This window comes from Bradyrhizobium sp. CCGE-LA001, from assembly GCF_000296215.2.
Classification (GTDB): domain Bacteria; phylum Pseudomonadota; class Alphaproteobacteria; order Rhizobiales; family Xanthobacteraceae; genus Bradyrhizobium.
The window spans coordinates 1745630-1757725 of the sequence record NZ_CP013949.1 but is presented as its reverse complement, the minus strand read 5'-3'; the positions used below and the strand labels follow the sequence as shown (position 1 = coordinate 1757725).

The 12096-nt window shown below is 64.2% G+C and carries 14 protein-coding genes; 3 read left to right on the top strand and 11 right to left on the bottom strand.

Going from position 1 to position 12096, the window contains the following annotated elements; translation table 11 throughout:
* Positions 1–10: 10 nt before the first annotated feature.
* Entirely contained in the window at positions 11–268 is a 258-nt protein-coding gene (locus BCCGELA001_RS38745) for a hypothetical protein (RefSeq protein WP_236840831.1), read from the bottom strand.
* A gap of 73 nt (positions 269–341) precedes the next feature.
* Between BCCGELA001_RS38745 and BCCGELA001_RS38740 the strand changes: the two genes are divergently transcribed.
* Entirely contained in the window at positions 342–725 is a 384-nt protein-coding gene (locus BCCGELA001_RS38740; RefSeq protein ID WP_236840830.1) for a hypothetical protein, read from the top strand.
* Here the strand turns inward: BCCGELA001_RS38740 and BCCGELA001_RS08425 are convergent.
* The 6 genes from BCCGELA001_RS08425 to BCCGELA001_RS38125 all read right to left on the bottom strand — a co-directional run bounded on the left by BCCGELA001_RS08425 (position 722) and on the right by BCCGELA001_RS38125 (position 8702).
* A complete protein-coding gene (locus BCCGELA001_RS08425) occupies positions 722–1993 on the bottom strand; it encodes an efflux RND transporter periplasmic adaptor subunit (protein WP_060735046.1) in 1272 nt (423 codons plus the stop codon). The genes BCCGELA001_RS38740 and BCCGELA001_RS08425 overlap by 4 nt on opposite strands.
* Positions 1990–5172: an efflux RND transporter permease subunit gene (locus tag BCCGELA001_RS08420; protein ID WP_060735045.1), complete on the bottom strand. Its 3183-nt coding sequence runs from the start codon at positions 5170–5172 to the stop codon at positions 1990–1992. Before BCCGELA001_RS08420 ends, BCCGELA001_RS08425 begins: the two co-directional genes overlap by 4 nt.
* Positions 5173–5251: 79 nt before the next feature.
* Entirely contained in the window at positions 5252–6214 is a 963-nt protein-coding gene (gene rpoH, locus BCCGELA001_RS08415; RefSeq protein ID WP_083543318.1) for an RNA polymerase sigma factor RpoH, read from the bottom strand.
* Entirely contained in the window at positions 6215–7756 is a 1542-nt protein-coding gene (locus BCCGELA001_RS08410) for a sensor histidine kinase (protein ID WP_083543317.1), read from the bottom strand. It abuts the gene before it with no gap.
* Positions 7757–7767: 11 nt separating this feature from the next.
* Positions 7768–8448, bottom strand: coding sequence for a response regulator transcription factor (locus BCCGELA001_RS08405; protein ID WP_008560717.1), 681 nt, complete (start codon positions 8446–8448; stop codon positions 7768–7770).
* A gap of 77 nt (positions 8449–8525) precedes the next feature.
* The gene (locus BCCGELA001_RS38125) at positions 8526–8702 is read right to left on the bottom strand and encodes a hypothetical protein (RefSeq protein WP_162492953.1); all 177 of its coding nucleotides are present in this window, start codon (positions 8700–8702) and stop codon (positions 8526–8528) included.
* 233 nt (positions 8703–8935) lie between these two features.
* On the opposite strand from BCCGELA001_RS38125, the gene BCCGELA001_RS08400 reads away from it, so the two are divergent.
* Both BCCGELA001_RS08400 and BCCGELA001_RS08395 read left to right on the top strand, forming a co-directional pair.
* On the top strand, positions 8936–9181 hold the full coding sequence (locus tag BCCGELA001_RS08400; RefSeq protein ID WP_008560720.1) for a hypothetical protein: 246 nt from the start codon (positions 8936–8938) through the stop codon (positions 9179–9181).
* 261 nt (positions 9182–9442) lie between these two features.
* Positions 9443–9844, top strand: coding sequence for a hypothetical protein (locus tag BCCGELA001_RS08395; protein ID WP_060735044.1), 402 nt, complete (start codon positions 9443–9445; stop codon positions 9842–9844).
* Between the two features lie 346 nt (positions 9845–10190).
* Here the strand turns inward: BCCGELA001_RS08395 and BCCGELA001_RS08390 are convergent, their stop codons facing one another.
* The 4 genes from BCCGELA001_RS08390 to BCCGELA001_RS08385 all read right to left on the bottom strand — a co-directional run bounded on the left by BCCGELA001_RS08390 (position 10191) and on the right by BCCGELA001_RS08385 (position 11491).
* Positions 10191–10469: a DUF2934 domain-containing protein gene (locus tag BCCGELA001_RS08390; protein WP_008560726.1), complete on the bottom strand. Its 279-nt coding sequence runs from the start codon at positions 10467–10469 to the stop codon at positions 10191–10193.
* A 150-nt stretch (positions 10470–10619) separates the two neighbouring features.
* Positions 10620–10805, bottom strand: coding sequence for a hypothetical protein (locus BCCGELA001_RS35810; protein ID WP_008560728.1), 186 nt, complete (start codon positions 10803–10805; stop codon positions 10620–10622).
* A complete protein-coding gene (locus BCCGELA001_RS35805; protein ID WP_008560730.1) occupies positions 10802–10963 on the bottom strand; it encodes a DUF2934 domain-containing protein in 162 nt (53 codons plus the stop codon). The genes BCCGELA001_RS35810 and BCCGELA001_RS35805 overlap by 4 nt, the downstream gene beginning before the upstream one ends.
* Positions 10964–11287: 324 nt before the next feature.
* A complete protein-coding gene (locus BCCGELA001_RS08385; protein ID WP_008560732.1) occupies positions 11288–11491 on the bottom strand; it encodes a hypothetical protein in 204 nt (67 codons plus the stop codon).
* Between the last annotated feature and the right edge of the window lie 605 nt (positions 11492–12096).

The window sequence follows — 12096 nt, the reverse complement described above, 5'->3', positions numbered from 1 at the left end:
CACAGAACTCTCAGCATCCCGGCGGCAGGACCGGCGCCACGCCCGGCGTCGGCGCTGCGCCTGTAGCATTGGCCGGCAACACAGTCGCGGGCGAGGCCAGGTTCATCGAGACGCCTTCCATGCAGGCGGAGCTGTTCGGGCTGGGCACAACGGCGCTTGGATCAATGCCGGTGCCGCCAGCGGCGCTAACGTCCGCCGAGATGGTGCCCGGTGCCGGACTCGCCGGCACCTGTGGGATCGAGAGTGGCAGCGATGCAGCAGTGGCCACCTGACCTCCCGGGGTTGAGCTACATGCGACCGTAGCGCCCGTTCCTGCCGGCGAGGCTGCGGGAATGGTTCCGATGGAGCTTCCGGTCAGTCCTGTGACCGGCAATATCGGAGCAACACTGCCCGACGTCGACAAGCCGGGATTCGAGACAATCGGCGTTGCCGGCACCGGCATCGGGGACGCCGATGGCGCAGCGCAGACGACCACCGTCCCCGGCATCGTCGGATCGGAAGCGAGCGGAACGGGCGCGAGCGTGGTGTCGGGCGCGTTTGGCTCGGTCGCTGCGGAAAACGGACCCGGACTGTTCAACGGCGAGATCACGATAGCGCCCGGCACCGTGGGCAGGCCCATCGCCGTGGTGCCCGTCGTTGCCACCTGCGCCTTGCTCGGCAAGCTCCCCAACAGCAGCAGAGCGAACATCGTTGCGACCATAGTCCGCATCATCACCACGCCCTAACTCATTTCGACCTTGCGAACGGTCACCTTGCTGCCCTCGGTCAGGTTCACCGCCGGATTGAGCACGACCTGGTCGCCGGGCTGCACCCCCTCACGCACTTCGACCGTGGTGCCGAAATCCCTCGCGATCGAGACCTGCTGCAAATGAACGGCGCCGTTGCGCACGAGCGCGACGTGAAGGCCGTTCTGGTCGAACACCAGCGCATCGGACGGGACGATCATCGACGGTGTCTTGCGCGGGATCGATAGTTCGACAGTGCAGTAGATGCCGGGGCTGAGCAGACCATCCGGATTCGGCACGTCGATCTCGGTCAGCAGTGTTCGGCTGCCCGGCTGCAACGCGGTCGCGATCCGCGTGACCTTCCCCGGAAACGACCGGCCCGGAATCTCGGGGACGCGGATATCGGCGTCGACGCCGGGGGCGACCCCAAAGGCCTCGTCCTGCGGTACGAAGACCTGGGTTCGGATCACGTCGGAATGCATCAGGGTGAACATGAAAGTCGATCCGGCCTGCACCAGGCTGCCATTGTCCACGTTGCGCTGTGTGATCACGCCGTCGAACGGCGCCACCACGCGCTGATAGGCCTTCTCCTGCTGGAGGACCCGGATCTGAGCCTCCTGCGCCGCGATGTTGGACTGCGCGACGCCGACGGCCGCCTGCTGCGCACGCAGGGTGAGACGGTCGTTGTCGCCTTGCTGCGCCGTCAGCCAGCCCTGCTTGACGAGATTGCTGTCCCGCGCATTGGTGACGTCGGCGAGCTCACGGCTTGCCTGCGCCTGCTGCAGCGCCGCCTGGTTCTGAGCGAGGGTCGCCTGCGCCTGCGCGATCTGCTGGTCCAGCTCCGGCGCAGTGATGTCGGCGAGCAGATCACCCTTCTTTACATGAGCGCCGATATCGACATAGCGCTTCTCGATATAGCCGCTGGTCCGCGCAAAAATGTTCGCTGCCTCGAACGCGGTCGTCGTCGCCGGCAGGCTGACCTTCATGATGTCGCCGCTAGGCTGGACCGCCGCCACCCGAACATCCGGCACGGCGGTTCTGGCCTGCTCCGCGACTGCGGCGACCTCGCGCGCGGCCTGATAGTGCCGCCAGCCGCCAATGCCGAGACCGCCCGCCAGGATCAGAACGATGCCGCCTCCGAGCAGCGCGCCACCGTAACGGCGGCCTGATCGCGTCTCCTTGCCGGGCAGCTCCACGATCCGCAGGTTTTCCGCACCGGGCCGGCCTCCCGTCTTGTCATCATTGGTCCGTATGCGAACGTCACTCATTGCGGTTGCTCCTCGAATACGCCGTGATGAAGCTTGCCATCGTTGCCCTTGCGCAGCATGGCGAACAGATAAGGCACGACGAGCAATGTCGTCGGGGTCGCGAACAGCAGTCCGCCAATGACGGCCCGTGCAAGAGCTGCATTCTGCTCCTCGCCCGGGCCTCCGATCGCCATCGGGATCATGCCGACGATCATCGCGGCGGCGGTCATCAGGACGGGACGGATCCTGGTGCGGCCGGCGCTCAGCGCCGCCTCGAATGCGGAGTGTCCCTTCAGCTGCTCGTCGCGCGCGAACGTCACCAGCAGGATGGAATTTGCGGATGCCACGCCGACTGCCATGATCGCTCCCATCAGCGAGGGCACGTTCAGCGTCGTTCCCGTGATGAACAGCATTGTCACGATGCCGCAGAACGTTGCCGGCAGCGCGAGGATGACGACGAAGGGATCGCCGAAATTCTGGTAGTTCACGACCATCAGCAGGTACACCAGGATGGCCGCGAACAGCAGTCCGATTCCGAGATCGCGGAACGACTGATGCATGCTCTGGATCTGCCCGAGAACCTGGATCGAATTGCCCGGCTGGAGCTGCTTCTGCAGCGTGGACGTAACCTTGTTGATGTCCGCTGCGACGCTGCCGAGATCGCGTCCCTGCACGCTCGCGTAAACGTCGAACACCGGCTGGACATTGGCCTGGTTCGAATTGGTGGGGACGGTGCCGCGCTTGAAGGTCGCGACATTGCTGAGCAGGCCCGGCACCGTCTGCCCGCTTGCCGCAACCGAGGTCGACACCGGCGTGTTCCCCAGGGCGTTCAGCGAATTAGCCCTATACTCCGGCGTTTGCACGGCGAGGTAATAGGGAATGCCCGACGTCGGATCGGTCCAGAAGTTCGGCGAGACCTGCGCAGACGAGCTGAGGCTCACATTGATGTTGGTCGCAACGGTGCTGGCGTTGAGGCCCAATTGCGCGGCCCGGGTCCGGTCGATGTCGGCATAAAACGCAGGAGCATCGACCTCCTGCTGGAGATGGGCATCGACGACGCCGGGGATCGTGGACAGACTCTTCTGCAGCTCCTTTGCCACGGCCAGATTGTTGGCTCCGTAACCGACCGTGCGAACATCGATCTGCGCCGGCAGCCCGAAGTTCAGGATCTGCGTGACGATGTCGGCTGCCTGGAAATAGAAGGTGTCTTCTGGGAATGCCGATGGCAGCACCTGGCGCAGCTTCGCGACGTAATCCGCGGTCGGCCTGTGTCCGTCCTTCAATGACACGAGGATGGTGCCGTCATTGCCTCCAATCGTCGACCCGTCCGTGAAGGCGAGATTGTAGGCGCGCGCCGGAAGACCGATATTGTCGACGATCAGCGCCCGGTCCCGCTCCGGAATCACCTCGCGGATCTTGTCTTCGACTGCCTGGAAGATCGCTTCCGTCTTCTCAATGCGGGTGCCCGCGGGCGCGCGAACGTGAAGCTGGATCTGGCCTCCGTCGATCAGGGGATAAAAATCGCGGCCGACATAGACGAACATGGTGGCCCCGAGCGCCAGCACCAGCACGGCTGCAACAGGCACGATAGCGCGACGATGCAGCAAGGTCAGCAGGAGCTCGGAATAGCCATTGCGCAGCCGTTCGAAGCCGCGCTCGAACGCGGCCGAGGCGCGCGCGAAGATGCCCGACGGGCTTTCGCCCTCGCCGTGGCGCCGCTCGCCCTTCAAGAGCAGGCCGATGGTGATCGGCGTGAGCGTCCGCGACAGCCCGTAGGACGCCAGCATCGCGAACACCACGGCGAGGCCGAGCGGCGTGAACAGGTATTTGGCGGGCCCCTCCAGAAACACGACCGAGGTGAACACGCAGCTGATCGCGAGCGTGGAGACCAGTGTAGGCACCGCGATCTCGGCGGCGCCGTGCAGCGTCGCCTCGGGCAACGGCATGCCCTCTTCGGTCCAGAGCCGATGCGTGTTCTCGATCGTCACCGTGGAATCGTCGACCAGGATGCCGACCGCGAGCGCAAGTCCGCCCAGCGTCATCGTGTTCAGGGTCTCGCCGAGGAAATTGAGGACGACCAGCGAGGACAGCATCGCCAGCGGGATCGAGATCAGGACGACGAGCGTCGATCGCCACGATCCCAGGAACATCAGGATCATCAGCGCCGTGAGCCCGGCTGCGATCGCGCCCTCGCGCAGCACGCCATTGACGGAATGGGTGACGAACACCGACTGATCGAACAGCTCGTTGATCTTGAGCCCCGCCGGCGCCGAGGCACGAATCGATGCCAGGGCGTTCTTCACGCCATCGACGACGGCGAGCGTAGAAGCATTGCCGTTCTTGATCACGCTGAGCAGAACGGAACGGTGGCCGTCCTCACGCACGATGTTCTGCTGCACCTGGGAGCCGTCACGGACCTGGGCGACGTCCTTCAGGAAGATCGTGGCCCCGTTCGCGAACTTGACCGGAATCTTGTTGAGATCCTCGATCGAAGCCGGCGTCGCGTTTGTGCGAACGGTGTACTGGGTGTCGCCGATCTTCGCCGTGCCGGTCGGCAGCGTCAGATTCTGGGTGTTCACCGCATTGACGATGTCGAGCGGCGTCAGACCGCGCGACAGCAGTTTGTCTGGATCGATGTCCACCATGATCTGACGGTATTTTCCGCCGGCGGGCGTCGGCAGCGTCACGCCGGGAACGGGCGCCAGTTGCTGGCGGACCCGATAGATGCCGAAATCATAGAGCTGCTGCTCGTTCAGGCTGTTGGATTCCAGGCTGAGCTGGAGCACCGGCACACTCGAGGCATTGAACTGCACGATGATCGGCGGCTGAATGCCGGGCGGCATCAGGGCGCGGATGGCGTTGGTCGCCGACACGATCTGCGAGATCGCGAGATCGAGATTGACGTCGGGCTGGAAGTAGATCTTCTGGACCGACAGGCCGTTGAGCGTCTGCGCCTCGATGTTCTTGATGCCGCTGACATTGGCGCTGATGGAATACTGGCTATAGGTGCTGACGCGCTGCTCCATCTCCGGCGTTGACAGACCGGTATAGCTCCAGATCACCGTGACAACGGGGATGCGGATCTCCGGGAAGACGTCCGTCGGCATCGACCGGATCGCGATGCCGCCGAGAAACAGAATCAGCGCCGCAAGCACGTAGAATGTGTGCGGAAACCGCAGCGCGAAGCGAACAATTCCCATGGTGGTCTGCCTGGAACGGGTGGTGCGGGATGGGAGGACAGATGAGGGCGGGCGGATATCCGTTCAAATGAAAACGCGTTCAGGGGATCATTGCCGGGACATTCGACGCGCTTGGGCGGACACGGCGTGCCGCAGGTGGCAATACTTCAGCGGCGCGTGCGGCATCCCGCGCAGCGAGGATGACGGCGCGCCTGACCTTAGCGAACGCGCGGATCTCGATCTGCCTGACGCGTTCGCTGGAGATCGACAGCTCGACGCCCAGCTGATCGAGCGTGACCGGGTGATCCGCCAGCCGTCTCGCTTCCAGGACGTGGCGCTCGCGCGCCGTGAGCTCCCCCAGCGCGGCACGTAGGGCACTGCTGCGGCGTTCCGTCTGCTCACGATTGGCTAGGACCGTCTCCGCGTCGACGGCGTCATCGACCAGCAGCGTTTCCCATTCGGCGCCATCCTCCTCGCCGCCGACCCGCGCGTTCAGCGACATGTCGCCGTTCAGGCGCGCATCCATCTCCATCACCTCGCGGGCGCTCACCCCGAGCTTCTCGGCGATGACAGCGGCGACATCAGGCGTGAGCCTTGCCATTGCGCCCCCCATGGCCTTCCGCATCTCACCGCGCAGCCGGAAGAACAGCTTCTTCTGCGCCGCCGTCGTGCCGATCTTGACCAGGGACCAGGAGCGCAGGATGTAGGCGTGAATGGAGGCCTTGATCCACGGCACCGCGTAGGTGGAGAACCGCGCGCCGCGGTCGGGCTCGAAGCGTGAGGCGGCGATGACGAGACCGAGATTGGCCTCAGCGATCAGATCGACCAGCGGCAAGCCATATCCCTTGTAGCCGCGCGCGACCTTGGCTGCGATCCGCAGGTGACTGGTGACGAGCGTATTGGCCGCGCGCTCGTCCCGTGTCTCCTGCCAGCGCCGCGCGAGCTGCTGCTCCTGACCGGGCTCGAGAAGTTTGTAGCGCTTGATGGCCGTCGCATACGCGCTGAGGAACGGGACCGGCGCAGCACCAGCATCATTTCTCGCGACCTCGTGACTGATCTGCATCTATCGCTCCCACGTTCCGAAACTGTTGTCAGGGTTTAGAAGGCTTCCGCACGGGTTGGCCACTAAACTGGGCGTCACACATCTGAATTCGGCTTCAGAGATCCGACATGTCCCGGCATCGAGAGCATCGCGCACGGCAATCACATTCAGCTCGCCCTTGCGTGACCCGGGATTGGAGATCGGCGCGCGGTGGACTTTGGCTTTTGCCGTGGAGGCCAGGATCTCTATCCGCCCCCCGGGCGCCGGACCGATGATAAGCCGAAAGCCATGCAGCTTGACGATGGCGGCCACCAGGCTCAGCCCGAGCCCAACGCCCGGCGTGTTGCGGATCTTGTCGGAGCGGTAGAACCGCCGCAGCACCGCTTCGCGCTCCTGCTCGTTGATGCCGGGCCCGGTATCGCTCACGCGCATGAGCGCCGTCCTTTCGTCCGATTCGAGTTCGAGCTTCACCTGCCCGCCTGCCGGCGTGAACTTGACGGCATTGTCCACGAGATTGGCGATCGCCTCGAACAGCAGGTCGCGGTCGCCCCACACATCCACGTCGCGATCGATGACGGCCCCAAGCGCGATGCCCTTGTCTTCGGCGATGGGCTCATAAACGTCGCACACCTCGCGCAGGATCTCGTCCAGCGCGACGGTGCCGAAGCCGGCCGTGCGGCGGTTGTTCTCGATCTCGGTCAGGCGCAGCAGGGCGGTGACGATCGCGAGCGACTGGTCGATGCCGGCAATCGCCTTGTCCGTGATCTCATGGAGCTGCTCCAGCGTGGTCGCGTGGATTCGCCCGCGCTCCAGCGCCAGCCTTGCCCGCGTGAGGGGGGTTCTGAGATCGTGAGCGATATCGTTGCCGACGCCCGCTAGCGCGTTGATCATCGTCTCCATCTCGTCGAGCATGCCATTGACGATCCTGGCCAGCCGCGCGAACGGATCGTCCGCATTGTCCTCCGGCAGCCGCTCGCGCAGCTCACCGGCCACGATTCGCTGCACCCGCTGGTTCACCTCCTCGACGCGCTTCTGGGCGCGGACGCTCAGCCAGGCGCCGGCGAGCACGCAGAGGCAGAAGGCGGGCAGCAGGCCGAGCGCAAGCGCCTGCCCCACCACGCTCGATATCTCGCGTGTCTCGTCGACGTTCCGTCCCAAAACCAGGACATCGCCGTCATCCAGGCGCCTGCCGACAGTCCTCACGATGGGCCCGCGGCCCGCGACCGTCTCGAGCCGTACGCCTTGCACCGTTCCATCGAGATCGAGCCCGCTTGGCACGCGGTCGATGTTGCCGGCAAGGCGCGCACCGCTGGCGCTGAACAGCCCGGCATAGTGCACATGCCGGGAATCCTGCTCGAGATGATCGGCAACCGCGCGGGCGCGGCGGTCCGGCGGCAGATCGACCATGAAGATGATCTGCGTGGTGATCATGCGGTCGGACCGCGCGATCAGATAGTCGTCAAGCTTCCGATAGACGAACGCGAACAATCCGACGACGAACAGCGCGAGGGTGGCGGCGACCGCCAGAGCCCAGAGAAACGTGTTCGAACGGATGAATTGCATCTGTCGGCTCGCTATTGCCGAGCGCGCAGGATGAAGCCTGAACCGCGGACATTGTGGATGAGCTGCACCTCTCCGGGAGCATCGACCTTGTGACGGAGCCGGCCCATGTGCACGTCGATCAGGTTGGTGGTCGCAGGAACGAACTTGTAGTTCCAGACCTCTTCGAGCAGCATCGCGCGCGTCAGCAATTGATCGCTCCGGCGCATCATGTATTCGAGCAGGCGGAATTCGCGCGGCAGCAGATCGATCTCGCGTTCACCGCGTCTGGCGGTGCGCTCAATCAGATCGAGCTCCAGCGGGCCCGCCACGAGAACGGTTTCGCGGTTCTCCGTCGGACGGCGCAGCAAGGCCTCGATCCGCGCGACCAGCTCGACGATCGCGAACGGCTTGGTGAGATAGTCGTCGCCGCCCATGCGCAAGCCACGCACGCGGTCGTCGACCGCCCCGAGCGCGCTCAGGACCAGCACCGGCGTCCTGATCTGGTCGTTGCGTAGCGCCTCGACGACGGTCAGCCCATCCATGCCCGGCAGCATGCGGTCGACGATCATCGCGTCGGGATGCGAGGTACGCGCCCGGTCGAGACCTTCGACGCCGTTCGGCGCCCACTGCACCTCGAAACTGCGCTCGGCAAGCTCGGCGACGATCGCCTCCGCGGTTTCAGTGTCGTCCTCGATCAGGAGAATCCGTGTCATGAGCCTCGTCCCACCTTCTGCGCGGCGGGTCGGCCTGCGGCGGGACGGCGTGGGCCCGGCGGTCTGCGACGGCATGGTCACCGTCCCGTTCCGAGCGCACGGTGCCGTTTCCCCCTGCGATCTGCCACGCGCTGCATGACCAGATGGTGCTGCGGAGCAGGCCGCAGCACTGAATTGATTTTCAGGAAGCCGGCCGTCTTTGCCACCAAGGGCGTCAGCAGGACGACAACGCGTCGTGCCATCGTCGTGATCATCTTTCGCCTCCATTCGAGCTGCGCTGTAACGGAGATATGCCCGCAATGCGCGCGCCGTTACTCTCGTAAGGCAACGAAGGTTGCCTATTCGCACGATCGTGGTCGCGTTGGCGCAGCGGCTCACAGGCCGTTGAAAGCCGGTGAGCAATTCGTGCATTTGGATCGACCCGGATCGCGCGCATCTCCTGAAGGAGCCGGCTTGATCGGCCCGCTGTCACCAAAGGAGAAGTCGAATGATCACTTCCAAGCTCTTGCCGATGGGTCTGATTGCAGCTGCCTTGATCGGAGGTCCCGTCATGGCGCGCGAACACCATGCCGCCATGCGGCAGCCCGCGATGGAATCCGACACCGTGGCATCGAGCGCGCCGATCTATCAGGACGGCCGCGCCTGCGTTCCGGCGCCGCGCGTCGGCGCGTTCGCGACGGCACCGTGGACCGGCAACAACGTGCCGTGCGAGCCCGGCACCGGCGCGTTCTGATCGCCACACATCACATCGCACGAAGGGAGCGGTCTGAACTGTTCAGTCCGCTCCCTTCGGCGCGCCGCGCCGATGCGCACCGGGATCGCTTTTCCGGCTGGCTGCCTCATTCTTGAAGCCGAATTTAGTGGGATTGCCGCGCACCGTTCCTACCTCTGGGGCATCACGAGCTTAGCCATCAGGCGCCATCTCGATCCGGCGAACACGAAGCGGACGCGAACTGCGATGACGGCGGGCGGCTCGACACGAAAGGAGTGTCCCATGAAACGAGCGATCATGATTTTGGCAACGGCAGCGCTGGCCTCGACCCTTGCCGTCGGCACGGCTGCAGCACATGGCGGTGGTGGAGGCGGCGGTCACGGCGGGTTCGGCGGTGGCGGCCACGGTTTCAGCGGCGGCGGCTTTGGCGGCGGCCATATGGGCTTCGGCGGCGGCGCGCATTTCGGCGGGATTGGACATGCCGGAGGCTTTGGCGGGGAACGATTTGGGGGCGAGCATTTTGGGATTGGCCACGTCGCCTCTGGCGGCGCAGGCTTCCGCGAGCATGCGTTTCATCACTTCGGCCGTTATCGGCCCGGCTATGGATACTACGGCTACTATCCGGATTGCTACGATTGGTACGAGCTGCACCCCGGCGTGCCGTTGCCGTTGAGCTGCAGCTAGTCTGCACGCGTGGTGTTCGGCCCCGACCGCATGCCACGATCCAGGCCGACGCAGCGCCTCGTTCTCGCGTCGGCGACACGTGGACCTTCGCGACATCTGCCGTCATCTTTTCCACTGTGTGATTTCGGTCACAACAGAATCATCGGCCATCGCCTACAATAGCCAAGCATGGCCGCAAACAAGGTAACGGCGGTACGCACGAGGCTGGGGAGGCGATCAACAGCTACGGACTTTTTCAAAGCCGCCAGGGTGCAGAACCCGGCGGCTTTTTTCTGTGGTGACGGGACGACTGGCGAGAGCGCTGCCTTGCTGCCCAGGGGAGTGCGTGAGCCCGTGACAATTGCCGCTATGACGGTGCCGGGCCCTTCCTCGATTCGCGCTCTTCTTCGACCTGCCGTTCCGCTTCGAGCCAGAATTCCAGATCGCGGTCGGCTGGGCGGCCAGCCTGCTCCCAGAGTTCGTAGGCGCGTGCCCGCACCTTGCCGCGCCGCATCATGCGGCGGAGCTTCTGCCTCATCTCCTCGGCGAAGCTCCTGAATCCACGAGACGTGGTTTCGTCCTTGACGAGCGCGGCCGCTCGCGTGGCAAGCTCGATCTGGTGCTCTATCTTTTTCTGCTCGTCCACTGCCGACGCTGCCGTGGGAAAGGAATGTTGTAGAGCCGTATTCGTCAGACAGAATTCCCATCCGGCAAGTTCTGTTCCCCTGACAGCGGGCGCGCCATTATTGTTGGAGCATGATCCTTTCGGACAAGGCCACACGCTTTTCAGACCGTGCTAATGCCACGTCGTGTCCGCTTCGACGATCACCACCCTCACTTCAGGATCTTCGGTCGTATTGCAGGTGCAGGGCATCCCTTCACCACATCTGCAGCCGCCCAGATCTTCGTTCCAGGCCCGCAGCGGATGATTTTCGCAGACCCATCCCAGACCGAAGCAGAATGGGCAGGCCTTGTCGGTCACAACGTATCCGGCGTCCGCAACGTGTTCGACTCGTCCTCGTTGCGCAGCTCCTGCTCGGCGGCGCGCCAAAATTCTTCGTCGCGACCTTCGGGCTTGCCCGCCTGCTCCCAGAGCTTGTGCGCACGTTCTCTGATCTCTTGCTCGGTCGGCTCGGGCATATCGTCTCCTGCTGATGAAGCACGGCCCCACCCTGGGGGGTATGGGGGGCTTGGAGGCGGGGCCGTGCAGACCAGCGATCGGCGGCGACGCTGGCCCGCGGAGTCAAGCCGCGATGGATGCGAGAGTTCCTATTCGTGCGTGAGCCGCACCACGCGGCGCGAGCTCCATCAATTCGCCGATAAGCGTTTTGCGCCCGGTGGTAATAGAGGAGGGCAGGACTGCAGAGCCAGGGATTCTCACGTCACACAATAACGACCTTCAAGAGAAGCCGCCCAAGGCGGAGCTTCGCTGGCGTGAACGGCAACACTGGATGCGGCTGGAGATCAGGACTTGTCGTGCGCGTATTTTTCCAGCAGCAGCCGGTTATATTCGGCCCGCATGGCCTTCCGAGAGATATGGCCCTTGCGGTCCTTGGCAATCTTCAGAAGGTCGGGATCAGTCGGTGCCCGAAATTTCCGCCCAAATCTTGCAAAGAGTCGGGTCGCCGGCGCCGACCCCGTTCCAAACAGCCAGTCAAACCATTTCATCGTGTCCTCCCGGACAAAACGACAATGACGACACTATCATCAGGAATTTGCGGGTCAAACGGACAGCAAAACTGCACTTTCCGAAAGGCTCCCGCCACGTAGTGCAGAAGGTGTAGCGCCTGAGCGGACCCAAGTTGAACGCCGTTTCAAGGCCGCAAGCCTCTGCCCTTCGCGCCCTTGCCATCCCGCCTCGGTCTCGAACACCGGACATAGCTTTGCGTTCTCGCGGCGCGTTTCGCCCGAGCTTTGCTTGATCGCTTCACCCTCTAAGCCAAGAGGGCGCAGGGAAGGCCGGGTGCTGACATCGCACCCGCGGTCTGCTGCGCAAAATTCACACGCAGAAGAACCGCACAGCAGCATACAGGTGGTGCCGATCACTCGGCCTTCCCTGCGCGATGGTCGGACGGCTTATGCCGTGCTCTCCCGGGAGCCGAGTTCCTTCTGGCCTCCCTCGCCCTCGCGGAATTCACCGGCCCTACGCCGGTTGACGCAGATGCCGCATCCGCCAGGGCTTGACCGTAGCAACGACGGCCAGGACCACACGGTTTTGCCGTACGCACAGCCCGCCATTTCGCCGCAGTATTCCCGGGCTCCGTCGACAGAGC